At 73.0% G+C, this 23995-nt stretch carries 20 protein-coding genes and 1 tRNA gene; 14 read left to right on the plus strand and 7 right to left on the minus strand.

Annotation, left to right across the window (positions count from 1 at the left end):
- Positions 1-68 precede the first annotated feature (68 nt).
- Both ACY0MR_RS21575 and ACY0MR_RS21580 read right to left on the minus strand, forming a co-directional pair.
- Positions 69-1340 (minus strand): MFS transporter, encoded by a 1272-nt coding sequence (locus ACY0MR_RS21575; protein WP_388806243.1) that lies wholly within the window; start codon positions 1338-1340, stop codon positions 69-71.
- A 251-nt stretch (positions 1341-1591) separates the two neighbouring features.
- The gene (locus ACY0MR_RS21580) at positions 1592-3112 is read right to left on the minus strand and encodes a potassium/proton antiporter (RefSeq protein WP_361848616.1); all 1521 of its coding nucleotides are present in this window, start codon (positions 3110-3112) and stop codon (positions 1592-1594) included.
- A gap of 292 nt (positions 3113-3404) precedes the next feature.
- Here ACY0MR_RS21580 and ACY0MR_RS21585 point away from each other — a divergent pair, with 292 nt between their 5' ends.
- Positions 3405-6152 (plus strand): penicillin acylase family protein, encoded by a 2748-nt coding sequence (locus tag ACY0MR_RS21585; protein WP_404085209.1) that lies wholly within the window; start codon positions 3405-3407, stop codon positions 6150-6152.
- Here the strand turns inward: ACY0MR_RS21585 and ACY0MR_RS21590 are convergent.
- Positions 6142-6747 (minus strand): 5-formyltetrahydrofolate cyclo-ligase, encoded by a 606-nt coding sequence (locus tag ACY0MR_RS21590; protein WP_473554768.1) that lies wholly within the window; start codon positions 6745-6747, stop codon positions 6142-6144. The two genes, ACY0MR_RS21585 and ACY0MR_RS21590, sit on opposite strands and share 11 nt — an antisense overlap.
- 104 nt (positions 6748-6851) lie before the next feature.
- On the opposite strand from ACY0MR_RS21590, the gene galU reads away from it, so the two are divergent.
- The 7 genes from galU (at position 6852) to ACY0MR_RS21625 (ending at position 12279) form a co-directional block, all read left to right on the plus strand.
- Positions 6852-7763 (plus strand): UTP--glucose-1-phosphate uridylyltransferase GalU, encoded by a 912-nt coding sequence (gene galU, locus ACY0MR_RS21595; protein WP_388806238.1) that lies wholly within the window; start codon positions 6852-6854, stop codon positions 7761-7763.
- A gap of 199 nt (positions 7764-7962) precedes the next feature.
- Positions 7963-9222 carry a molybdotransferase-like divisome protein Glp gene (gene glp, locus ACY0MR_RS21600; RefSeq protein ID WP_392866341.1) on the plus strand — a complete coding sequence of 420 codons (1260 nt, stop codon included), beginning with the start codon at positions 7963-7965 and terminating at the stop codon, positions 9220-9222.
- 57 nt (positions 9223-9279) lie between these two features.
- Positions 9280-9765 (plus strand): cyclic pyranopterin monophosphate synthase MoaC, encoded by a 486-nt coding sequence (gene moaC / locus ACY0MR_RS21605; RefSeq protein ID WP_361848628.1) that lies wholly within the window; start codon positions 9280-9282, stop codon positions 9763-9765.
- The gene (locus tag ACY0MR_RS21610; protein WP_473554772.1) at positions 9762-10334 is read left to right on the plus strand and encodes a MogA/MoaB family molybdenum cofactor biosynthesis protein; all 573 of its coding nucleotides are present in this window, start codon (positions 9762-9764) and stop codon (positions 10332-10334) included. Before moaC ends, ACY0MR_RS21610 begins: the two co-directional genes overlap by 4 nt.
- Before the next feature lie 14 nt (positions 10335-10348).
- Positions 10349-10942, plus strand: coding sequence for a GNAT family N-acetyltransferase (locus ACY0MR_RS21615; protein ID WP_361848713.1), 594 nt, complete (start codon positions 10349-10351; stop codon positions 10940-10942).
- A 137-nt stretch (positions 10943-11079) separates the two neighbouring features.
- Positions 11080-12111 carry a divisome protein SepX/GlpR gene (gene sepX, locus ACY0MR_RS21620; RefSeq protein WP_473554775.1) on the plus strand — a complete coding sequence of 344 codons (1032 nt, stop codon included), beginning with the start codon at positions 11080-11082 and terminating at the stop codon, positions 12109-12111.
- A gap of 94 nt (positions 12112-12205) precedes the next feature.
- A tRNA-Ala gene (locus tag ACY0MR_RS21625) sits at positions 12206-12279 on the plus strand.
- Between the two features lie 178 nt (positions 12280-12457).
- Here the strand turns inward: ACY0MR_RS21625 and ACY0MR_RS21630 are convergent.
- Positions 12458-13789, minus strand: a complete 1332-nt coding sequence (locus ACY0MR_RS21630; RefSeq protein ID WP_473554777.1) for a hypothetical protein — start codon at positions 13787-13789, stop codon at positions 12458-12460.
- A 194-nt stretch (positions 13790-13983) separates the two neighbouring features.
- Positions 13984-14463, minus strand: a complete 480-nt coding sequence (locus ACY0MR_RS21635) for a GNAT family N-acetyltransferase (RefSeq protein WP_361848637.1) — start codon at positions 14461-14463, stop codon at positions 13984-13986.
- A gap of 50 nt (positions 14464-14513) precedes the next feature.
- On the opposite strand from ACY0MR_RS21635, the gene ACY0MR_RS21640 reads away from it, so the two are divergent.
- Positions 14514-15317: an exodeoxyribonuclease III gene (locus ACY0MR_RS21640; protein ID WP_388806230.1), complete on the plus strand. Its 804-nt coding sequence runs from the start codon at positions 14514-14516 to the stop codon at positions 15315-15317.
- Between the two features lie 40 nt (positions 15318-15357).
- Here ACY0MR_RS21640 and ACY0MR_RS21645 read toward each other — a convergent pair whose 3' ends face one another.
- Positions 15358-15993 carry a MerR family transcriptional regulator gene (locus tag ACY0MR_RS21645; RefSeq protein WP_388806280.1) on the minus strand — a complete coding sequence of 212 codons (636 nt, stop codon included), beginning with the start codon at positions 15991-15993 and terminating at the stop codon, positions 15358-15360.
- Between the two features lie 329 nt (positions 15994-16322).
- Here ACY0MR_RS21645 and ACY0MR_RS21650 point away from each other — a divergent pair, with 329 nt between their 5' ends.
- The 5 genes from ACY0MR_RS21650 to ACY0MR_RS21670 all read left to right on the plus strand — a co-directional run bounded on the left by ACY0MR_RS21650 (position 16323) and on the right by ACY0MR_RS21670 (position 20633).
- Entirely contained in the window at positions 16323-17855 is a 1533-nt protein-coding gene (locus tag ACY0MR_RS21650) for a flavin-containing monooxygenase (RefSeq protein ID WP_404085198.1), read from the plus strand.
- An 8-nt stretch (positions 17856-17863) separates the two neighbouring features.
- On the plus strand, positions 17864-18757 hold the full coding sequence (locus ACY0MR_RS21655) for an alpha/beta fold hydrolase (RefSeq protein WP_404085344.1): 894 nt from the start codon (positions 17864-17866) through the stop codon (positions 18755-18757).
- Complete coding sequence (locus tag ACY0MR_RS21660) at positions 18754-19644, plus strand: SDR family oxidoreductase (RefSeq protein ID WP_388806227.1); 891 nt, start codon at positions 18754-18756, stop codon at positions 19642-19644. The genes ACY0MR_RS21655 and ACY0MR_RS21660 overlap by 4 nt, the downstream gene beginning before the upstream one ends.
- Before the next feature lie 176 nt (positions 19645-19820).
- Positions 19821-19997 carry a hypothetical protein gene (locus tag ACY0MR_RS21665; RefSeq protein WP_388806225.1) on the plus strand — a complete coding sequence of 59 codons (177 nt, stop codon included), beginning with the start codon at positions 19821-19823 and terminating at the stop codon, positions 19995-19997.
- Positions 19998-20126: 129 nt separating this feature from the next.
- Positions 20127-20633 (plus strand): GNAT family N-acetyltransferase, encoded by a 507-nt coding sequence (locus tag ACY0MR_RS21670; protein ID WP_388806223.1) that lies wholly within the window; start codon positions 20127-20129, stop codon positions 20631-20633.
- 19 nt (positions 20634-20652) lie between these two features.
- On the opposite strand, the gene ACY0MR_RS21675 is transcribed toward ACY0MR_RS21670, so the two are convergent.
- Complete coding sequence (locus tag ACY0MR_RS21675; RefSeq protein WP_392866201.1) at positions 20653-23964, minus strand: S41 family peptidase; 3312 nt, start codon at positions 23962-23964, stop codon at positions 20653-20655.
- Between the last annotated feature and the right edge of the window lie 31 nt (positions 23965-23995).

Genomic DNA, 23995 nt, shown 5'->3' on the forward strand with positions numbered 1-23995 from the left:
TTGTCTTCCTCCTGGCACTCACACTCATCGAGTGCTAACGACAATCCATACTGACGTATTCCGCCGGTTCAGTCCACCGCCACCGCGACGCGGTGACCGATGCCACGCGCCGCGACGCGGCTCGCCTCGCGCGGCTTGAGGCGCGAGCGCAGGGCGAGGAGCGTGGCCAGGGCGAGCGCGGTGCCCACCATCGGGACCAGGAATCCGGTGCTCGCGCCGTGGGCGTCGGCGAGTCGGCCGGCGACCGTGACGGCCGCGGCCTGGCCGAGCGCGACGGCGCCGGTGAGCCAGGTGAAGGCCTCGGTGCGGGCGGAGGCCGGGATCAGGGTCTCGACGATGGTGTAGCCGGTGATCAGGGCCGGGGCGATGAACAGACCGACGACCAGGCCGAGGGCGCCGAGGAGCAGCACCGAGTGGGTGGTCCACAGCAGGGAGGCGGCGACGGTGAGGCCGGCGTAGCCCAGGATCATGCGGCGGCGCGGGCCGGTCTTCCAGGCGACGGCGCCCATGGCGATGCCCGCGAGCATGTTGCCGGCGGCGAAGACGCCGTACAGCAGGCCGTTGGCGCCGGGGTTGCCGATCTCCTCGGTGAAGGCGGTGAGCGAGACCTGCATGCCGCCGAAGACGGAGCCGATGCCGAGGAAGGCGACGACGAGGACGCGGACGCCGGGGATGGAGAGTGCCGAGCGGTGGGGCTCGGAGGCGGCGGCCGCGGAGATGCCGAACGCGGGCTGGGTGGCGCGCTGGGCGGCGAAGAAGAGTCCGCCGACGAGGGTGAGGGCGGCCTCGGCGATCAGGCCGGCGGCGGGGTGGACGCCGGTGCAGAGGGCGGTCGCGAGGACGGGGCCGACGACGAAGGTGAACTCGTCGGTGACGGACTCGAAGGCCGCGGCCGTCGGCATCAGCGGGGTGCCGTCGAGCTTGGCGGCCCAGCGGGCCCGGACCATCGGCCCGACCTGCGGCACGGAGGCGCCGGCGGGCACGGCGGCCAGGAACAGCGCCCACAGCGGGGCGCCGCTCAGCGCGAGCACCACGAGCAGGGAGACGGACGCGGTGTGGACGAGGACGCCGGGGATCAGGACGGCGCGCTGGCCGAAGCGGTCGGCGAGCTTGCCGCTCTGCGGGGCGAACAGCGCCATCGAGACGCCGGTGACGGCGGCGACCGCGCCGGCGCTGCCGAAGGAGCCGGTGGTGTGCTGGACGAGCAGGACGATGCCGATGGTCAGCATCGCGAAGGGCTGCCGGGCGGCGAAGCCGGGGAGCAGGAAGGACAGCGCACCGGGGGTGCGCAGCAGCTGCCCGTAGCCGGGCCGCTTGTCCGAGATGACCGTGGACGCCACGGTCCTGGCCTTTCTGCCGCCTGGTAGCGCGTCCCGGCACGGTGGTGCGGGTGTCGCCGAGAGCTGTCCTCATGCGCGTCACTGCGGTAGATACCGGGCCGGCCCCACTGCGGAGGGGCGCCACGGCCGCCATACGGTCGCGCCAGCTCTGCGTCAGGCAGAGTTGGTTCGATCAGGTGTGCCTTCATGGTACAGGGAGGAGCGTCCTCCCGCCTGGGAAAACGCCCCCGACCCCGAAATAATGCCTGGGATTAACCGGATGTTCGCTTGTGGTGCTCCGGTCGGTGGAAGCGCATCTCGGTGCCGTGCGGCCGGCTGACCGCCGTGGCGCCTCCGGTGCCGAGCCAGCCGGCGAGCTTGCCGCCCTGGCCGACGGCGCGCAGCCGTCGTTCGGTGGCGTCCCGCACCGGGTCGGTCGCGACGACGAGGAGCTCGTCGCCGCGCCGCAGGACGGTCGCCGGCCCCGGGACGAAGCTGGACTCCTCCCGTACGACGAGGGTGACGGCCGCTCCGGCCGGCAGCCGCAGTTCGGCGACCTCGACGCCGTGCATCCGGGAGTGCTCCGGGATGGTGACGGAGAGCAGGTGGCCGCGGAGCCGCTCCAGGGGTGCGGACTCGACGCCGAGGTCGGCGGCCTCCCCGGAGTCGCCGAGCTTGAGGGCCTTCGCCAGCCAGGGCAGGGTCGGGCCCTGGACGAGGGTGTAGACGACGACGAGCACGAAGACGATGTTGAAGATCCGCTCGCTGCCGGCGATGTCGGACACCATCGGGATGGTGGCCAGGATGATGGGGACGGCTCCGCGCAGCCCCGCCCAGGACATCAGGGCCTGCTCCTGCCAGGGGATGCGGAAGGGCAGCAGGCTGACCAGCACCTCCATGGGGCGGGCGACCACGGTCAGGACCAGGCCGATGACGACGGCGGGCCAGAAGTCGTGGACGAGCTCGTGCGGGGTGACGAGCAGGCCGAGCAGGACGAACATGCCGATCTGGGCGATCCAGCCGAGGCCCTCGGCGAAGCCGCGGTTCGCGGGCGCGTGGGGCAGCTTGGCGTTGCCGAGGACCATCGAGGCCAGGTAGACGGCGAGGAAGCCGGAGCCGTGGGCCATGGCGCCGGCCGCGTACGCGACGACGGCGATGGCCATGACGGCGATCGGGTAGAGGCCGGAGGCGGGCAGGGCGACGTGCCGCAGCCCGTACGCGCCGAGGAAGCCGACGGCGAGGCCCACGGCGACGCCGATGGCGAGTTCGAGGATGATCGTGCCGACGAGGACGTACCAGTCGTCGACCGGTCCCGCGGTGGAGAAGGCGACGACGAGGATGACGACGGGGGCGTCGTTGAAGCCGGACTCGGCCTCCAGGACGCCGGTGACCCGTGACGGCAGGGGCACCTTGCGCAGGACGGAGAAGACCGCGGCGGCGTCGGTCGAGGAGACGACGGCGCCGATGATCAGGGCCTGCCGCCAGTCGAGGCCCACGAGGTAGTGGGCGGCGGCGGCCGTGATGCCCACGCTCACCGCGACGCCGACGGTGGAGAGGACGACCGCGGCGGGCAGGGCCGGCTTGATCTCCTTCCACTTCGTGCCGAGGCCGCCCTCGGCGAGGATCACGACGAGGGCCGCGTAGCCGATGACCTGCGTCAGTTCCGCGTTGTCGAAGGCGACGTTGCCGATGCCGTCCTGGCCGATGGCGATGCCGATGCCGAGGTAGAGCAGCAGGCTGGGGAGCCCGCTCCGGGACGAGATCCGTACGGCCGCGACCGCGATCAGCAGCACGAGGGAGCTGATGAGCAGGAGTTCGTTGAGCTCGTGGACAGTCAGTGGCCGTTCCTTCCCCTCACAGGCGGCTGGAGCGGTCTTCCAGCGGCCGTCGCGTGCGGCTGGATCGTTCCTCCAGCGGCCGACACTTCGTTACCTTACCTAATCTTTAACGTTTTCTTGACGCCTCCTTTGCACCTCCTCGCTCGCCCGTACGGTTCTGTTCCGGACACCGCGTCCGGGGCCTCCGGACGCTGCGCCTAAGGTTGCTCCCGTACTCCAGGACCACCCTGCCCCTCGAAGGACAGCGATGCCCTCCAACACGACCGCGCCTCCCGCCAAGAAGAAAGGGCGGCGCGCCCGCCTGATCCTCCTCGTCCTGGTCCTCGCCCTGGTCGCGGGCGTCGGATACGGCGGGTACTGGGGTGTGAGCACCGTCCGGGCCTCGTTCCCGCAGACCACGGGCGAGATCCGGCTCGACAGTCTGTCCGGCGAGGTCGAGGTGAAGCGCGACGCGAACGGCGTCCCGCAGATCTACGCCGACAACGAGGCGGACCTCTTCCGCGCCCAGGGCTACGTCCAGGCGCAGGACCGCTTCTACGAGATGGACGTCCGGCGGCACGTGACCGCGGGACGGCTCTCCGAGATGTTCGGCGAGAGCCAGGTCGAGACGGACTCCTTCCTGCGCACCCTCGGCTGGCGCCGGGTCGCGCAGCAGGAGTACGACAAGGTCCTGTCGCCGGAGACGAAGAAGTACCTCCAGGCGTACGCGGAGGGCGTCAACGCCTATCTGAAGGACCGGGACCCCGCCGACGTCTCCGTCGAGTACGCGGCCCTGGCCCTCACCAACGACTACGCGATCGAGCCGTGGACGCCGGTCGACTCGGTGGCCTGGCTCAAGGCGATGGCCTGGGACCTGCGCGGCAACATGCAGGACGAGATCGACCGCTCGCTGATGACGAGCCGGATGAGCGCGAGCCAGATCAAGCAGCTCTACCCGGAGTACCCGTACGCGCTCCACCAGCCGATCGTCGGGCAGGGCGCGGTGGACGGGTCCAGCGGGAAGTTCGACCCGAAGGCGAAGGCCGGCGAGGACGACGACCTGACCACCGGCGAGACCCCGGCCTCCGACTCTCCCGGCTCCTCCGGCTCCTCGCAGGGGATCGGCACCCAGCTCGGCGCGCTCTCCGAGGTCCTGGACGGCATCCCCGCCCTCCTCGGCCCCAACGGCAACGGCATCGGCTCGAACTCCTGGGTCGTCTCGGGGCAGTACACGACCTCCGGCAAGCCGCTGCTCGCCAACGACCCGCACCTCGCGCCCCAGCTGCCGTCCCTCTGGTACCAGATGGGCCTGCACTGCCGCTCGGTCTCGGCGACCTGCCGCTACGACGTGTCCGGCTACACCTTCTCCGGCATGCCCGGTGTGATCATCGGACACAATGACAAGATCGCCTGGGGTCTCACCAACCTCGGTGCCGACGTCACCGACCTCTACCTGGAGAAGATCGGCCCCGACGGCTACCTCGTCGACGGCAAGGTCAAGCCCTTCACCGTCCGCGAGGAGACCATCAAGGTCGCCGGCGGCAGCGACCGGACGATCACCGTCCGCTCCACCGACCGCGGCCCGCTCGTCTCGGACCGCTCCTCCGAACTGGAGAAGGTCGGCCAGAAGGCCCCCGTCGGCAACGCCGCCCCCGACCGCGGCACCGGCTACGGCGTCTCCCTCCAGTGGACCGCGCTCCAGCCGGGCCGCTCGATGGACGCGATCTTCGCCCTCGACCGCGCCAAGGACTTCGACCAGTTCCGCGCCGCCGCGAAGAACTTCGAGGTCCCCTCGCAGAACCTGGTCTACGCCGACACCGAGGGCCACATCGGCTACCAGTCCCCGGGCAAGATCCCGCAGCGCGCCAAGGGCGACGGCACCCTGCCCGCGCCCGGCTGGGACTCCTCGTACCGCTGGAAGGGCTACATCCCCTTCGAGCAGCTGCCCTACGAGTACGACCCGGAGCGCGGCTACATCGTCACCGCCAACCAGGCCGTGATCGACCCCGAGGGCTACCCCGACCTGCTCACCAAGGACTGGGGCTACGGCTCCCGCAGCCAGCGGATCAACGACCTCATCGAGTCGAAGACCAAGGACGGCGGGAAGATCTCGCCGGACGACATGCGGACCATGCAGACGGACAACCGCAGCGAGATCGCCACGCTGCTCAACCCGCTCCTGCTGAAGATCGACATCTCGGACCCGCACGTCCGCGAGGCGCAGAAGCTGCTGGAGGGCTGGGACTACACCCAGGAGCCCGACTCGGCCGCCGCCGCCTACTTCAACGCGGTCTGGCGCAACGTCCTCAAGCTGGCCTTCGGCAACAAGCTCCCCAAGGAGCTCCGCGCCGAGGGCGACTGCATCAACGTGCTCCCCGCCGACGCCAACGGCCCGGTCGACGAGCAGAACAAGCTCGTCCGCGAGTGCGGCCAGCGCGACCCCGACTCCGCGCAGCCGGACGGCGGCGACCGCTGGTACGAGGTGGTCCGCCCGCTCCTCAAGCAGGAGAAGAGCGAGTGGTGGGTCACCCCGGGCAACCGCACCGACCAGGCCACCGAGACCCGTGACCAGCTGCTCGCCCGCGCCATGAAGGACGCGCGCTGGGAGCTGACCGCGAAGCTCGGCAAGGACGTCTCCACCTGGAGCTGGGGCCGGCTGCACCAGCTGACCCTGAAGAACCAGACCCTCGGCACCGCCGGTCCCGGCGTCGTCCAGCGGCTCCTCAACCGCGGCCCGTGGAACCTGGGCGGCGGCGAGGCGGCCGTCGACGCCACCGGCTGGAACGCCGCGGGCGGCTACGAGGTCATCTGGGTCCCGTCGATGCGGATGGTCGTCAACGTCGGCGACTGGGACAAGTCCCGGTGGATCAACCTCACCGGCGCCTCCGGCCACGCCTTCAACTCGCACTACACCGACCAGACGGACGCGTGGGCGAGGGGCGACCTGTACGACTGGGCCTACGGCAGGGCGGCCGTCGACGCGGCGACGAAGGACACGCTCAAGCTCAGGCCGTAGCGCCTGCCGGGAAGCGGGTGATCCCCTCAGGGGTCACCACCGCGTGCACGGGGTGGTCGTGCGGTTCCTTCGGGACCCGCGCGACCACCTCGTCCGCGTAGAGGAGCACCACCAGCGACGGATCGGCGCCCGCGCGCCCCAGCCGGGCGAGCACCCGGTCGTACGAGCCGCCGCCCCGTCCCAGCCGCATCCCGCGGCCGTCGACCGCGAGGCCCGGCAGCAGGACGGCGTCGGCGCCGCACACGGCCTCGGGGCCCAGCCGGGGTCCCGCGGGTTCGAGCAGACCGCGCCCGGCCCTCACGAGCCGCTCGGGGCCCTCGTACGCCGCCCAGTCTAGGTCGTTGTCCGGGAGCAGCACCGGGAGCAGGACCCGCACCCCGCGCGCGTGGAGCGCGTCGAGCAGGGCGCGGGTGCCCGGTTCGCGGCCCACGGACACGTACGCGGCGACGGTGGACGCCTCCGCGAGTTCGGGGAGTTCGAGTCCCCGGCGGGCGAGGGACGCGGCCGTGCGGGCCAGGGAGTCGGCGTCCAGCGCGGCGCGGGCGCCGAGAAGTCGGCTGCGCAGCACGGTCTTTTCGGACATCTCAGGTGTCATGGCGGTTCCCGGTGAATTCACTAAAGTCTCGAAACTGGCTTTATGTGGAGGAAGTTAATCGGAGCACCATCTTTCTCTCATTCCGAACGACTAAAGTGCTCGGCATGAATCACTCGCTCCCCAGGTTGGGCCGGATCAGCAAGGCTGTCATCCCGGCCGCCGGCCTCGGCACCCGCTTCCTCCCGGCGACCAAGGCGACGCCGAAGGAGATGCTGCCGGTCGTCGACAAGCCGGCCATCCAGTACGTCGTCGAGGAGGCCGTCGCGGCCGGCCTCTCCGACGTGCTGATGATCACCGGCCGGAACAAGCGTCCCCTGGAGGACCACTTCGACCGGAACTACGAGCTGGAGGAGGCCCTGGCGCGCAAGGGCGACGCCGAGCGCCTCTCCAAGGTCCAGGAGTCCAGTGACCTCGCCACCATGCACTACGTGCGCCAGGGCGCCCCGCGCGGCCTCGGCCACGCGGTGCTCTGCGCCGCCCCGCACGTCGGCGACCAGCCCTTCGCGGTGCTCCTCGGCGACGACTTGATCGATCCGCGCGACCCGCTGCTGGCGCGGATGGTGGAGGTCCAGGAGCGGGAGGGCGGCAGTGTGATCGCCCTCATGGAGGTCGACCCCTCGCAGATCCACCTGTACGGCTGCGCGGCGGTCGAGGCCACCGGCGACGCGGACGTCGTGAAGGTGACGGACCTGGTCGAGAAGCCGGACCCGGACGAGGCCCCCAGCAACTACGCGATCATCGGCCGGTACGTGCTGGATCCGGCCGTCTTCGGGACCCTGCGGGAGACCGAGCCGGGCCGCGGCGGGGAGATCCAGCTGACGGACGCCCTGCAGACCCTCGCCTCGGACGAGAAGATCGGCGGCCCGGTGCACGGAGTCGTCTTCAAGGGCCGCCGCTATGACACCGGCGACCGCGGCGACTATCTGCGTGCCATTGTCAGACTCGCGTGCGAACGTGAAGATCTGGGACCGGACTTCCGGGCCTGGCTCCGGAGATACGTCAGCGAGGAGATGTAGCACCTTGAGCAGCAGCGCGACCCCGTCGCCGTCCCACGACGACCACGACGACCACGATCGCGGAGACCACGCTCACGAGCACGGCGACCACGGGCCCTCCGGCCGTGCGTCCGGCGCCGAGGCGCACGGCGGGCACGAGCACGGCGGGGAGACGGGCGCCGCGGACCCCTGCGCGGGGCCCGCGCGCGGTCTCTGGTCGGTGGACGAGCACCTCGCCGACATCCTCGCGACGGTCGGCCCGCTCGAACCCATCGAGCTGCAGCTCCTGGACGCGCAGGGCTGCGTCCTCGTCGAGGACGTGACGGTGCCCGTCGCGCTGCCGCCCTTCGACAACAGCTCGATGGACGGGTACGCGGTCCGGGTCGCCGATGTCGCGGGCGCCACCGAGGAGTTCCCCGCCGTCCTCACCGTCGTCGGCGACGTCGCGGCGGGCGCCGGCGGACTGCCCGAGGTCGGCCCCGGCCAGGCCGCCCGGATCATGACCGGCGCCCCGCTGCCGCCCGGCGCCGAGGCCGTCGTCCCGGTCGAGTGGACCGACGGCGGTACGGGCGGGGGCGCGGCCACCGGCATGACCGCCGCGAGCGCCGCCCCCGAGGGCGCGTCGGGCGAGGTCCGGGTGCACCGCGCCGCGACGGCCGGCGCCCACGTCCGCGAGCGGGGGAGCGACGTGCGGGCCGGTGAGCTGGCCCTGTCGGCCGGCACGGTGCTCGGGCCGCCGCAGATCGGGCTGCTCGCCGCGATCGGCCGCGGCACCGTCCGGGTGCGGCCCCGCCCCCGGGTGGTCGTCATGTCCACCGGCAGCGAGCTGGTCCAGCCGGGCGAGCCGCTGGCCGAGGGCCAGATCCACGACTCCAACAGCTTCGCGCTCGCCGCGGCCGCGCGGGACGCGGGCGCTCTCGCCTACCGGGTGGGGGCCGTCGCCGACGACGCCGAGTCGCTGCGCGCCACCATCGAGGACCAGCTGATCCGGGCCGATCTGATCGTGACCACGGGCGGGGTGAGCGTCGGCGCGTACGACGTGGTCAAGGAGGCGCTGACGGCCGACGGGCAGGTCGACTTCCGCAAGCTGGCCATGCAGCCGGGCAAGCCCCAGGGCTTCGGCGCGATCGGCGCCGAGCAGATCCCGCTCCTCGCGCTGCCGGGCAACCCGGTCTCCTCGTACGTCTCCTTCGAGCTGTTCGTCCGGCCCGCGATCCGCGCCCTGATGGGGGTGGAGGACCTGCACCGGCCCGTGGTGCGGGCGGAGCTGGCGGGTTCCGCGGCGCTGTCGTCGCCCGCCGGGCGCCGGCAGTTCCTGCGCGGGACGTACGACCCGGCGGCGGGCACCGTCACTCCGGTGGGCGGTGCCGGATCCCATCTGATCGCGGCCCTCGCGCATGCGGACTGCCTGCTCGTGGTCCCGGAGGAGACGGAGAGCGTGGAGCCGGGCGCCGAGCTGGAAGTGGTCCTCCTCGGCTGAGAGGGCGAGGGTGGGGGTACGGTGTCGTCCCACACAGCGACCGGGAGTGTCACGGCGATGAGCACGCAGCAAGGTCTCACCCACATCGACGAGGCGGGCGCGGCCCGCATGGTCGACGTCTCGGCGAAGGACGTCACCTCCCGCACGGCGCGGGCCAGCGGGCGGGTCCTCGTCTCGCCGCGCGTGATCGAGCTGCTGCGCGGCGAGGGCGTCCCGAAGGGCGACGCGCTCGCCACGGCCCGGATCGCCGGGATCATGGGAGCGAAGAGGACCCCGGACCTCATCCCGCTCTGCCATCCGCTGGCCGTGTCGGGCGTGACCCTGGACCTGGCGGTCGCCGATGACGCGGTGGAGATCCTGGCGACCGTGAAGACCACGGACCGCACGGGCGTCGAGATGGAGGCCCTGACCGCGGTCTCGGTGGCGGCCCTCACGGTGGTCGACATGGTGAAGGCGGTCGACAAGGGCGCGGTCATCTCCGACGTACGGGTGGAGGAGAAGACGGGCGGCAAGTCGGGCCACTGGACGCGGAGCGGGTCGTGACGCGCGCGGGCCGGGAGCCGGGCGGGCACGACCACGCGGATCCGCCGCCGGCGCTCGGCGACGAGGTCGGCGGGGCTCTGGTCTCCCCGTACGCGGCGCTCGTCGTCACGGCGTCGAACCGGGCGGCCGCCGGGGTCTACGAGGACAAGGGCGGCCCGCTGATCGCGGAGGCCCTGCGCCGGACCGGCTTCGCCGTGGACGGCCCGCAGGTCGTCCCCGACGGGGCGCCGGTGGAGGCCGCGCTCCGGGCAGGGGTCGCCGCCGGGTACGACGTGATCGTGACCACCGGCGGTACGGGCATCTCGCCCACCGACGAGACGCCCGAGGTGACGCGGCGGGTCCTGGAGCGGGAGATCCCGGGCATCCCGGAGGCGATCCGGGCGTACGGCCGGGAGAAGGTGCCGACGGCGGCGCTCTCCCGGGGCCTGGCCGGGGTCGCGGGCGGCACGCTGATCGTGAACCTGCCGGGCTCCTCCGGCGGTGTGCGGGACGGGCTGACCGTCCTGGAGCCGATCCTGCGTCACGCCGTCGACCAGATCCGTGGCGGCGACCACCCGAGACCGTCGTGATCCCGAGCTGGCCGGTGGTCCTGGTGGACGGAGACGTGCTGCTCCGGCCGATAAAGATGCGCGACCACGCGGCCTGGCGCGAGGTGAACCGGCGCAACCGGGAGTGGCTGAGGCCCTGGGAGGCGACGGTTCCGCCGCCTCCCCCGGGCGGGCCGCCGGCCCAGCGGCCGACCTACCGTCAGATGGTCCGCCATCTGCGGTCGGAGGCGAACGCGGGGCGGATGCTGCCGTTCGTGATCGAGTACCGGGGGCGGCTGGTCGGGCAGTTGACCGTCGCGGGCATCACCTGGGGCTCCATGTGCTCCGGGCACGTGGGCTACTGGGTGGACAGCGAGGTGGCCGGGCGGGGCGTCATGCCGACGGCGGTCGCGCTGGCGGTCGACCACTGCTTCCGCGCGGTCGGCCTGCACCGCATGGAGGTCTGCATCCGCCCGGAGAACGGGCCTTCGCGCCGGGTCGTCGAGAAGCTGGGATTCCGCGAGGAGGGGCTGCGGCCCCGCTATCTCCACATCGACGGCGCGTGGCGGGACCATCTGGTCTTCGCGCTGACGGCGGAGGAGGTGCCGGAGGGGCTGTTGAAGCGCTGGCACCACGCGAGAATAAGATAAGTGTTCGAATTCAATCGGTAGTTGGCAGTCAATCGATCTGAACAATCACAAAAAAGTTCAGTGATATCAGCCAGATCGTGCGACACACCGGGCCAATTGGCCGATGCCTTCGCACGAACCCCTCTACCGTGTGAGGCGTGAGCAGCAGCGGCCTCATCTACGCAGTCATCGTCGGGGCCTGGGCCGCCTACTTGGTACCGATGTGGCTCCGCAGGCAGGACGAGCTCAACGAAGCACGTCCGACGGAACGCTTCAGCACCGCCATCCGGCTGCTTTCCGGACGGGCGGGCATGGAGCGCCGTTATGCCAGGGAGCTGAAGGAGCGGGACCGTACGGCGGAGGGTCCGACGCCCGACGTGGACCCGGACGTGGAGACCGAGCACCTCAGCTCGGTCGACGTCCGGGCGTTCTCCGCGCCCGCGGCCAGAACGGAAGCGCGTCTGGAACTCCCCGAACGGGAGCCGCGGGACCCGGCGGCGCACGCCGCGCCGTCCCGCCCCGCGTCCGGAGCCGCCGCCGAGCGCGCCCGCCGCGGCAAGGTCCTCGCCCGCCGCCGGCGCACCACGACGCTGCTCTTCGCGGCCTTCACCCTCGGCGCGGTCGTCGCCGCCGTCGGCGGGGTCCCCTTCCTCTGGGCGCCGGCCGTGCCCGCCCTCCTCCTCAGCGCGTACATCGTGCACCTGCGGATCCAGGAGCGGCGCCGCTTCGTTTACGTGATGGACCGGCGGCGCGCGGAGGCGGCGGCGGCCCGGCTGCGGGAGAGCCGGCGTCCGGCCCCCACGCCCGAGCCCTCGCCCGAGTCCGCCCAGCCCCCCTCCCCGCAGGAGGCGGACCGGCGGGCCCTGGTGGAGCAGACCGACCACGCGGAGTGGGTCGACCAGCAGCGCGAGCGCGGCCCGGCCCGCGGCGACAGCTGGGACCCGGTCCCGGTGCCGCTGCCCACGTACGTCACCGCCCCGGTCGCCCCGCGCGCCACGAGCGGGGTCGACGTCACGGACCCGGAGACCTGGAGCGCGGCGCGCTCCTCCACGGCGGCCGACCCGACCCCCGCCCCGTCCCCGGCCCCGCGCCGGCGGACCACCCCGCCGCGCCGGGACCGCGACCACGGCCGGACCCCGCTCTTCGACCAGTACGCGGACGACGACCGCCCCCGGGCGGCCAACGAATGACCCCGCCGGGGGCCCGCGACGGCCCCCGGCTGACCTGCGGGGCAATGGATTTTTGTCTGAGCCGGTCGGGGTGCTAATGTTTCACACGTCGCAAGGGCCTGTGGCGCAGTCTGGTAGCGCACCTCGTTCGCATCGAGGGGGTCTGGGGTTCAAATCCCCACAGGTCCACAAACGACAGTTCGCGAGTAGCTCTCGGGAACGTGACGAGATCCCGTCCGATCGCAAGATCGGGCGGGATCTTCGTCGTTGGTGCGTGTATGGCGATCCCGCCCGGTCTTCGACCGGGCGGGATCTTCCGTTTCCGCGTTTCCCGCTCCCGGTCCATCGGCCGGGAGCGGGAGCCCGGTCAGGGGCGGCTGGGCTTCACGGCGGCCGATGTGGCCGCGCGGAAGGACGAGGTCGCGTCGAAACGGGCGCGGAGGAATCCCGGCGCCGCGGAGGCGATCTCGGCGGAGAAGGCGTAGTCCTGGCCGGACCAGTAGGCCTCGACCGTGGTCACGTCCTTCCAGGTCCTGCCGTCGCGGGAGTGCTGCACGCGCACCGGGATGGTCCCCGGGGTCCAGCCGTCGGTGAACTCCATCCCGCCCTCGACGAGCACGCCCCGGTCCTGCGTGCGGACCGCGGTGAAGCGGGAGAAGGCCGCGGACCGGAGCACGGTGACCGGCGCGCTGTTGACGGAGGCGGGGGCGACGAAGGGGTCGTCGCTGCGTGAGGTGAGGAGGAACGACCCGGTCTCCCACGGGGCGTGGGTGAAGGCGATCCTGCCCGCCTCGTCCGTGGTGAAGCCGCCGACGACCGCGGACTGGCCCGGCGCCGCGGGCTCGAAGAGGACTCCGCCGCTCTGGCCCGCGAAGGGCGCCCACCCCTGCGGGGTTTCACGCTCCAGCGTCGCGGTGAGGGAGACCTCCTGCCCGAAGTCGATCGTCCGGGGCTCGGCGAGGCTCTGGACGGTCCAGCGCGTGGCCACCTGGCGGATTCCGACCGGCAGTTCGGAGGACGAGCCGTACAGCACGTACGGGAATTCGTCGGCGTGCCGGTAGACGGCCTGGATCTGCGTGGCCAGGTTGACGGTGACCGAGGCGGAGAAACGTCCCTGCTCATCGGTGCGGGCCGTGCGATCGGGCATGTAGTCCACGTCGAGGACCACCGGGTGGTCCACCAGCGGCTCCAGCGCGCGGGTGTCCGGGCGGCGGCCCTTCAGGACACCGTCCACCCTCACCTGGCGGTCGTCGATGTCGACCTCGGTGCGGTCGGTCCGCACGTCCTCGAAGACCGCCTGGACGTAGTAGGCGAGGCCGCCGGCGGAGTCGGCGGTGGTGCGGTCGCCGTCGGCGTCCGTCGCCTCGACGCGCACGGTGTAGTCGCCGAGGGCCGGCAGGGACAGCGGCTGTCCGGTGCGCCAGACTCCGTCGTCCGCGGTGCCGGAGTGGAGCGCGAAGGCGTCGGTCTCCACGACCGCCACCTCCTGCCCGGTGACCGGCGAGACGATGTGGGCCCTGATCGCGGTGACGGCGCTGTCGGAGCTGATCGCCACCTGGAGGGTCCCCAGGTCGTCCGAGACGCTGGAGGCCCACCGAACGGTGGGAGCCTGGCTCTCCGCGGCGTACGCGACGGGAATGCCGGCGGCCAGGAACGCGGCCGCGCCCGCGGCGGCCACTGCCGCCCGTGCTCTGAACATTTCGGTCCCCCCCAAGGGATGTGTCGAGACATGCCGCGGACCGGGTGCCTGTGGAGGCGGCCCGTGCGGCGCTACGAGTTCTACCGCACGGCTCGGACTTCGGCTCCTGAATTCCCGCCCCGTCGCGGAGGCGACGGCCGCCGGGTGGGAGGGATGCCGTCAGGGGGCGGGGCGGTGGGGGAGGGAGACGGGGCTCAGGTCAGCGGCTTGGCGAAGCAGCGGCTGTTGTCGTGAGTGCGGTACAGGCCGAACTTGGTGCAGGGCTCGTAGCCGCTCGACGTGTAGAGGGCGATGGCCTCCGGCTGGGCCGTGCCCGTCTCCAGGACCATCCTGGTGCGGCCGGCGTCGCGGGCGTCGGACTCCAGGGCGGAGAGGATGCGGCGGGCCAGGCCCAGGCCGCGGGCCTCGGGGATCACGTACATGCGCTTGAGCTCGGCGTCGCCGTTCTCGTAGCCCTCGTCGTTCTCGTCCTGGGTCCGCCAGCCGCCGGTGGCGACCGGGGCGCCGTCGGGGTCGTAGGCGAGCAGGTAGAGGCCCCGCGGCGGGGCGAACATCCCGGCGTCCAGCGGTGTGGCGTCGCCCTCGTCGCCGTAGCGGACGGCGTACTCCGCCTGGACCGCGTCGTTGAGCGCGACGGCGTCGGGGTGGTCGTAGGGCGTGGGCTGGATGTTCATGCGTGTCATCGTACATGTATGCGATGAGGGGGTGTCGGTATTCTCCCGGGATGCTCACTGTGACGTCCGTGAATGTCAACGGCCTCCGTGCCGCCGCGAAGAAGGGCTTCGTCGAGTGGCTCGGCGAGACCACCGCCGACGCCGTCTGCCTCCAGGAGGTGCGCGCCGAGGAGGCCCAGCTGCCGCCCGAGGTGCGCGCGCCCGAGGGCTGGTTCACCGTCCACGCGCCCGCCGCCGCCAAGGGCCGGGCCGGGGTCGCCCTCTACACCCGCCGCGAGCCCGACCGGGTCCGCGTCGGCTTCGGGTCGAGCGAGTTCGACACCGCCGGCCGCTACGTCGAGGCGGACCTGCCCGGCGTGACCGTCGCCAGCCTCTATCTGCCGTCCGGCGAGGTCGGGACCGAGCGCCAGGACGAGAAGTACCGGTTCATGGGGGAGTTCCTGCCGTACCTGAAGGAGCTCCGGGAGCGGTCCGCCGCCGACGGCCGCGAGGTCGTCGTCTGCGGCGACTGGAACATCGCGCACCGGGAGGCCGACCTCAAGAACTGGAAGGCCAACAAGAAGAACGCCGGCTTCCTGCCCGAGGAGCGGGAGTGGTTCGGGCAGGTGCTCGACGAGGGCGACGGCGGGTACGTGGACGTCGTCCGCGCCCTGCACCCCGAGCAGGAGGGGCCCTACTCCTGGTGGTCCTACCGGGGGCGCGCCTTCGACAACGACAGCGGCTGGCGCATCGACTACCAGCTCGCCACCCCCGGGCTCGCCGCCAGGGCCGTCAAGGCGTACGTCGAGCGGGCCGCCACCCACACCGAGCGGTGGAGCGACCACGCGCCCGTGACGGCGGTCTACCAGCCGTAGGGGCCCGCCGGGAGGCCCTCCCGGCCCGTCGGGACGCCCTCTAGGGGGTGTCCCGCGGCGTTCCCGGGCCGAGTCGGCGGTCGAGCGCCATCGACAGCTCCGCCTCGACCACGCTCTTCGCGAGCGGGCGCAGCCGCCGCAGGTCGTCCTCGGCCGCGTGGGTGCGCAGCAGGTCGGTGAAGAGTTCGGCGAGGGCGTCCGCGTGCTCGCGGACGCGGGCCCCGGCCTTGAGGACCTCGGCGAGCGGGACGCCCTCCCGGACGAGCGCGGCGGAGACGTCGAGCAGCCGGCGGCTGATGTGGATGATCTCCTCGCCGTCGGTGACGAGGTAGCCGAGGTCGAGGGCGGCGGCGAGGTTCTCCGGGGTGACCTCGCCCGCGAAGTGGTCGGCGAGCTCCTCGGGGGTCAGCCGGACCGGCTCCTCCTCGCTGGGGGCGCCGAGGGCCAGGACCTCCCGGACGTTGCGGCCGCTCTCGAAGGCGGTGGTGAGGTCGGCGATGCCGTTGAGGGTGTGGCCGCGCTCCAGGAGGGCGGCGATCGTGCGCAGCCGGGCCAGGTGCTGCTCGTCGTACCAGGCGATGCGGCCCTCGCGGCGGGGCGGCGGGATCAGGCCGCGCTCGCGGTAGAAGCGCAGGGTGCGGACGGTGATGCCCGCGGCGGCGGCGAGCTCCTCCATGCGGTATTCGCGCAGGCCCTCGGGCTCGTGGGCGTCCTCGGGCGCGTGCGTCCCGGTCCCCGGGGCGGCCCCGGGGTCGGGCGCGGCCCGCCGCGGGCCCGCGCCCGCGCCGGCCCGCGGGTCCTCGGAGCCGCCCGCGTGCGTCACCGGGCCGGGTCCTGATCCGTCGCCTGTCCCTTTGCCTGATCCTTCAGCCACGGACGCCAGCCTATGTTGTACCGCCGGTAACTTTCCCTCGTCCGACCCCTACCGCTCGGTATGGAGCTGCTCTACAGTCCCGACTGTGCCAGTGATTGCTGGCGTGATCGGCCGGGTGTGCGGGAGGCGGCATGGCGAAGCACGAGCAGGTACGTGTGGCGGTGATCGGATCGGGATTCGGCGGCCTCGGCGCCGCCGTCCGGCTGCGCCGCGAAGGGATCACCGACTTCGTGGTCCTGGAGCGGGCCGACTCCGTCGGCGGCACGTGGCGGGACAACAGCTACCCCGGCTGCGCCTGCGACGTCCCCTCCCACCTCTACTCCTTCTCCTTCGCACCCAACCCCGACTGGCCGCGGACCTTCTCCGGGCAGCGCCACATCCGCGCCTACCTGGAACACGTCACGGACACCTTCGGCATCCGCCCCCACCTGCGGCTGAACCACGAGGTCGTACGGATGGAGTGGGACGCCGAGGCGCTCCGCTGGGAGATCGAGACCAGCCGGGGCTCCTTCAGCGCCGAGGTCGTCGTCTCCGCCACCGGGCCGCTCTCCGACCCCAAGATCCCGGACGTCCCCGGCCTCGCCGACTTCCCGGGCAAGGTCTTCCACTCGGCCCGCTGGGACCACGACTACGACCTGACCGGCAAGCGCGTGGCCATGGTCGGCACCGGCGCCTCCGCCATCCAGATCGTGCCCGCGATCCAGCCGCGGGTCGGCCGGCTGACCCTCTTCCAGCGGACGCCCCCGTGGGTCATGCCCCGCATGGACCGCGCCATCACCGGCCCCGAGCGCTGGCTCCACCGCGCCCTGCCCGTCACCGGGACCCTCCGCCGCGGCCTGCTCTGGGGCATCCGCGAGCTCCAGGTCGGCGCCTTCACCAAGCACCCCGGCGAGCTCGGGATCGTCGAGAGGCTCGCCAAGGCCAACATCGCCAAGTCCGTCAAGGACCCGGCCCTGCGGGCCAAGCTGACCCCCTCGTACCGCATCGGGTGCAAGCGCATCCTGCTCTCCAGCACGTACTACCCGGCGATCGCCCGGCCCAACGTCGACGTCGTCGCCTCCGGTCTGCGCGAGGTCCGCGGCTCCACCGTGGTCGCCGCCGACGGCACCGAGACCGAGGTCGACGCGATCGTCTTCGGCACCGGCTTCCACGTCACCGACATGCCGATCGCCGAGCGGATCGTCGGCTCCGAGGGCAAGACCCTCGCCGAGTCCTGGAAGGGCGGCATGGAGGCGCTGCGCGGCGCCACCGCCGCCGGATTCCCCAACTTCATGACCGTCATCGGCCCCAACACCGGCCTCGGCAACTCCTCGATGATCCTCATGATCGAGTCCCAGCTGAACTACATGGCCGACTACCTGCGCCAGCTGAACGTGCTCGGCGGCCGCGCCGCCCTCGCCGTCCGGCCCTCCGCCGTCGGCGCCTGGAACCGCAAGGTGCAGGCCCGGATGGAGCGCACCGTCTGGAAGGCCGGCGGCTGCGACAGCTGGTACCTCGACGCCAACGGGCGCAACACCACCCTGTGGCCGGGCACCACCGGGGAGTTCCGCCGCGAGACGCGGCAGGTCGACCTCTCCGAGTACGAGGTCGTCCGCGCCCCGAAGCCGGTGAAGCCCGCCGCCGCCGAGACCCGCGGCACCCGCGCGAAGGAGACCGCCAAGTGAGCCGGCACCTGACCCCGCTGCCCCCCTCCCGCGAACTCACCGCCGTCTCCGCCGACGGAGCCCGCGTCCACGTCGAGGTGTACGGCCCCGAGGGCGCACCCGCCGTCGTCCTCGCCCACGGCTGGACCTGCTCGATCGCCTTCTGGGCCGAGCAGATACGGGCCCTCGCCGCCGACCACCGGGTCATCGCCTACGACCAGCGCGGCCACGGCCGGTCCCCGGTCCCCGCCGGACCCTCCGGCTACGCCACCCGGGCCCTCGCCGACGACCTCGAGGCGGTCCTCGCGAGCACCCTGGCCCCCGGCGAGAAGGCCGTCCTCGCCGGTCACTCCATGGGCGGCATGACCGTGATGGCGGCGGCGGACCGGCCCGGCTTCCGGGAGCACGCGGCGGCCGTGCTGCTCTGCTCCACCGGGCCCTCGCGGCTGACCGCCGAGGCCACCGTCGTGCCGGGCCGGGCCGGTGCCCGGCGCACCCGGCTCACCCGGGGCGTCCTCGGCGCGAAGGCGCCGCTCGGGCCGGTCAACGCCGTCTCGAAGAGGATCCTCAAGTACGCCACGATGGGCCCCGGTTCGGCACCCGAGCGGGTGGACGCCTGCGCCCGGATCGTGCACGCCTGCCCGCGCGGCGCCCGCGTCGGGTGGTCCCGGGTGCTCTCCGAGCTCGACCTGGAGGCCGGCCTGCGGTCGCTCGACCTGCCCGTGGCCGTCGTCGTCGGCACCGCCGACCGGCTCACCCCGCCCGTCCACTCCCGCGCCATGGCCGAGGCGCTCCCGCAGTGCGTGGGGCTGGTCGAACTGGCGGGTATGGGACACATGACACCGGTGGAGGCCCCCGAGGCCGTCACCGCGCGGATCCGCGAACTGACCGACACGTACCTGGAAGTGAAGGAGAAGGCATGAGCCGGGTGAGCCTGGAAGGACAGGTCGCGGTCGTCACCGGCGGCGCCCGCGGCGTCGGGGAGCTCCTCGCCCGCAAGCTGTCCGCGCGCGGTGCGCGGATCGCGCTGGTCGGCCTGGAGCCCGAGCAGCTCAAGGAGGTCGCCGGCCGGCTGCACACCGAGGCCGACTGGTGGCACGCCGACGTCACCGACCACGAGGCGATGGCCACGGTCGCGGCCGAGGTCAAGGAGCGCTTCGGGAAGGTCGACATCGTCGTCGCCAACGCCGGTGTCGCGGCGGGCGGTCCCTTCGTGGAGTCCGACCCGGCCGCCTGGCGGCGGGTCATCGAGGTCAACCTGATCGGCGGCGCGGTGACGGGCCGGGCCTTCCTGCCCGTCCTCATGGAGTCCCGCGGCTACTTCCTCCAGATCGCCTCGCTCGCCGCGATCACCCCGGCGCCCATGATGACCGCGTACTGCGCCTCCAAGTCGGGCGTGGAGGCCTTCGCGCACAGCCTGCGCGCCGAGGTGGCCCACAAGGGCGTGCGGGTCGGCGTCGGCTACCTCTCCTGGACGGACACCGACATGGTGCGGGGCGCCGACCAGGACGACGTGATGAAGGAGCTGCGGCAGCGGCTGCCGTGGCCGTCGAACCGCACGTACCCGCTCGGCCCGGCCGTCGACCGGATCGTCGCCGGCATCGAGCGGCGCTCCCCCCACGTCTACGCGCAGTGGTGGCTGCGCGGGATGCAGTCGGTCCGCGGCTACCTGCCGGGCCTGATCGCGACGGTGGGGCAGCGCGAGATGCGGCGCTTCGAGCCGCGTCTCGGCACGGTCTCCAAGGGCCTGGTGGGCGCGGGCGGGGCGGCCGACGAGGAGGAGCGGACGGGCCGTTCGGCGGCGCGCTGACCCCGGTGCGGCGGCCCGGCGGGAGGGGACCCCGCCGGGCCGCCGCCGGGCCGCTCCGGGCCCGGTAGCCGTCCGTGATCGATCGACATGCGTGGAATGTACGCCCGTGCAAGGCTGGTCGAGGCCCGGCAGGCACCTCGCCCCGGCCCCTCCCACCCTTCGAGGAGTGAACGTTCATGGGCAAGGCAGAGCAGTTCGAGGACAGGTCGGAGCAGCTGAGGCGGCAGGCCATGGGCAAGGCGAGGGACGAGGCGTCCGAGCGCGCCTCCCGGGGCCGCGGCCGCCCCGACGAGGAGACGCGCAGGGCCCAGCAGGAGGCCCAGGACCGTCTCGACCAGGACTACGACGCCTGACACGCCCCCCGCGCGTGCCGTGTCGAGCGAGGCGCACCCGGTCCGCCGGGTGCGTCTCCGCGTGTGCGTGATCACGACGGGCCGAAAAGTCGTACGCAGCCGGCGGCGGTTCTTCGTACGGTGGCGCCCATGGCCGTACTTGAGCGACTGCGATCCGACCACGCCCCCGCCCTGCTCGTCTTCGAGCGGGAGAACCGGGCGTACTTCGCCGCGTCCGTGCCCGACCGGGGGGACGCGTACTTCACCGACTTCGAGGAGCGGCACCGGGCGCTGCTCGACGAGCAGGAGGCCGGGGGCATCCACTTCCACGTGCTCGTGGGGGAGGGCGGCGAGATCCTCGGGCGGTTCAACCTCGTCGACGTCGGCGACGGTTCCGCGGAGCTCGGGTACCGGGTCGCCGAGCGGGCGACCGGGCGCGGGGTGGCGACGGCCGGGGTGCGGGAGGTGTGCCGGCGGGCGCGGGAGGAGTACGGGCTGAGCCGGCTGACCGCCGTGACGACCCTCGACAACGACGGTTCGAGGGCCGTGCTGGGCCGCGTCGGCTTCGGCGCGGTCGGGAGCGTGACGCTCGACGGGCGGGCGGGGACGTCGTACGAGCTGGACCTGGCCGACTCCCTCGGACGGAGCGCCGCCTGAGGGAGCCGGCGGCCACCCCCTACGGGGCGTCCTCCGGGCGCGGGGGCAGTTTCGGGCGGGAGCGGTCGGGGAGGTCCGTGTAGCCCGGGGGGCTGGACGCCGGGGTCTCGGCGAGGAGGGCGAGGGCCACCTCGACCGCGTCGTCGAGCTGGGCGTGCCGGCCCTCCGCCCAGTCGAGGGGAGTGCGCAGGACCGCGAGGTCCGGCTCGACGCCCTGGTTCTCCAGGGACCAGCCGTACTCGGGGAACCAGGCCGCGTTCATCGGGACGGTGATCTGGGTGCCGTCGCCGAGGCGGTGGCGGCCGGTCATGCCGACGACCCCGCCCCAGGTGCGCTGGCCGACGACGGGCCCCAGGCCGAGGAGCTTGAACGCGGCGGTGATCATGTCGCCGTCGGAGGAGGTGGCCTCGTCGGCGAGGGCGACGACGGGGCCGCGCGGGGCGTTGGAGGCGTACGAGACGGGCTGGGCGTTCCGGGTGAGGTCCCAGCCGAGGATCCGGCGGGTGAGCTTCTCCATCACGAGCTCGCTGATGTTGCCGCCGGCGTTGCCGCGGACGTCGACGATCAGGGCGGGCCGGGAGACCTCCATGCGCAGGTCCCGGTTGAACTGGGCCCAGCCGGAGCCGCCCATGTCGGGGATGTGGAGGTAGCCGCAGCGGCCGCCGCTGAGCTCGCGGACCACGGCCCGGCGCTTGGCGACCCAGTCCTGGTAGCGCAGCGGCCGTTCGTCGACGAGCGGGACGACGGCCACGCGGCGGGCCCGGCCCTCGCCCTCGGCGGGGGTGAAGGTCAGCTCGACGGTGGTGCCGCCGGTGCCGGAGAACAGCGGGTACGGCCCGGCGACCGGGTCGACGGGACGGCCGTCGACGTGGGTGAGGACGGCGCCCTCGCGGATGCCGGTGCCGGCCAGCGGCGAGCGGGCCTTGGAGTCGGAGGACTCGCCGGGGAGGATCCGCTTGACGGTCCAGCCGGCCTCCCGGTGCACGAGGTTGGCGCCGAGCAGGCCCATCGGACGCTGGTAGTGCGGGGGGCCCTCGTTGCGCCGGGCGGGGGTGACGTACGCGTGGGAGGTGCCCAGTTCGCCCATGACCTCGCGGAGCAGGTCGGCGAACTCGTCGGGGGAGGAGACCCGTTCGACGAGGGGCCGGTACTGGTCGAGGACGGCCGTCCAGTCGACCCCGCCCATGTCGGGCTCCCAGAAGTAGGCGCGGACGATCCGCCCGGCCTCGTCGAACGCCTGCCGCCACTCGGCGCCCGGCTCGACCTCGTGGAGGATGCGCCGCAGGTCCAGGTAGACCGTGGAGTCGCCGTCACCGGACTCGGTGGAGGGCACGGCCCGCAGGTCGCCCTCGTCGGCGACGACGAGCCGGGTGCCGTCGCCGCTGACGGCGAACCAGTCGAGATCCTTGGCGAGTTCGCTCTTGCGGGCCTTGACGATGGAGAAGTGCTCCAGGGTGGGCCGGCCGGAGGTGTCGGTGGGGTTGGCGAAGGTCTCGCCGAGCGCGCCCGAGATGGGCCACCGCAGCCAGACCAGGCCGCCGCCGCTCACGGGGTGCAGGGCGGAGTACTTGGAGGCGGAGACCGGGAAGGGGGTGACCCGGTCGGCGAGCCCCTCGATCTCGACGGTGACCGTGCCGTCGGTGGTGGACTCCGTGTCGTCGTCGGCCGGGTCGAGGCCGCCCGCGGCCGGGCGGCCGTCGGGGAGCAGCGCGAAGGGGGACGGGGTCGCGGAGGAGAGCGGGACCAGGTAGGGGCGGCAGCCCAGCGGGAAGGACAGGTCGCCGGTGTGCACGTCGTACACCGGGTCGAAGCCCCGCCAGGAGAGGAAGGCGAGGTAGCGGCCGTCGCGGGTGAAGACGGGGTTCTCGTCCTCGAAGCGGCCGTTGGTGACGTCGACGACGGTCCGTGCGCCGGGGCCGGAGATCCGGGCCATCTTGATCGAGCGCAGCGAGCGGCCGATGCCCGGGTGCGACCAGGTGAGCCAGGCGCCGTCGGGGGAGAAGGCCAGGTCGCGGACGGGCCCGTTGACGGACCGGATCAGTTCGGTGACCTCGCCGTCGGCGTCCTCGGCGGTGTCGACGAGGAGCAGCCGGCCGTCGTGGGAGGCGAGGGCGAGCCGCTCGCCGTCCGGGTCGGCGATCAGTTCCTCGACCCGTCCGAGGTCGCCGGAGGCGAGCCGGCGCGGCGGCCGGTCGCCGCTGGCCCGCGGCAGGTAGGCGACCTCGACGGCGTCCTCGCCCGCGGCGTCGGTGACGTACGCGACCTGGCCGCCGCTGCCGAGCATCTCGGGCAGCCGGACCCGGACGCCGGGGGTGTCGACGATGGTGCGGGCCGGGCCGTCGCGGTGGGTCAGCCAGTAGAGGCTGCCGCGCACGGAGACGGCGCTGGCCCGGCCGGTCTCGTCGACGGAGACGGCGTCGATGTGGTGGGCCGCGGGGACCTGGTAGGGGCGTCGGCCGACGCGCTGGCCGCCAAGCCGCACCTCCAGCCGCCGGGGGCGGGAGTCGGGGGTGAGGGCGTCGACGATCCACAGGTCACCGGCGCACTGGTAGACGACGCGGTGGCCGTCGCTGGAGGCGTGCCGGGCGTAGAACTCGTCGTGGTCGGTGTGCCGGAGCAGTCCGGTGCCGTCGGGCAGGCAGGAGTAGAGGTTGCCGACGCCCTCGTGGTCGGAGAGGAACGCGACCCGGCCGCCGACGGCCATCGGGCAGTCGAGGTGGCCGCCGATGTCGGGGAGCAGCCGTTCGCCGTGCAGCCAGAGGCGGCCGGTGGCGCCGCCGAGGTACCGCTTCCAGGCGGCGGGCTCGTGCGGCGGCTTCCCGGTGAGGAGGAGGGTGCGGCGCTCGGCCTCCTGCCCGTCCGGGGCGCCGTGCTCGGTGACGGCGATGTCGGAGACGGGGCCCCAGGGCAGCCGGCCGCCGGGGGAGCCGTCGGTGGGGACGTTGTAGGCCCAGGAGAAGTAGGAGAAGGGCTGGCCGTGGGAGGAGACGGCGAGGATGTCGGAGCGGCCGTCCCGGTCGGGGGGAGTCCAGCCGCAGACGCGGGTGTCGGTCGAGCCCCAGTAGGTGAGCCGCCGGGCGGGCCCGCCGTCGATGGGGACGAGGTGGATCTCTGGGTCGAGGCTGCGCCAGTTCGTGTACGCGATCTGCCGGCCGTCGGGGGAGAAGCGCGGGTGCCCGACCCGCGTCCGGTCGACGGTGAGCCGCCAGGCCCGGCCGGGGCGGTGGCCCTCGGGGACGAGCGGGGCGATCCAGAGATCGTCCTCGGCGGCGAAGCACAGCAGGTCGTCGTGGAGGTGGGGAAAGCGGAGATACGCGACGTCGTCACTCACCTCTTCATGCTTTCCGCGCGGAGGGGGTGCG

The organism is Streptomyces sp. JN8, from assembly GCF_055808075.1.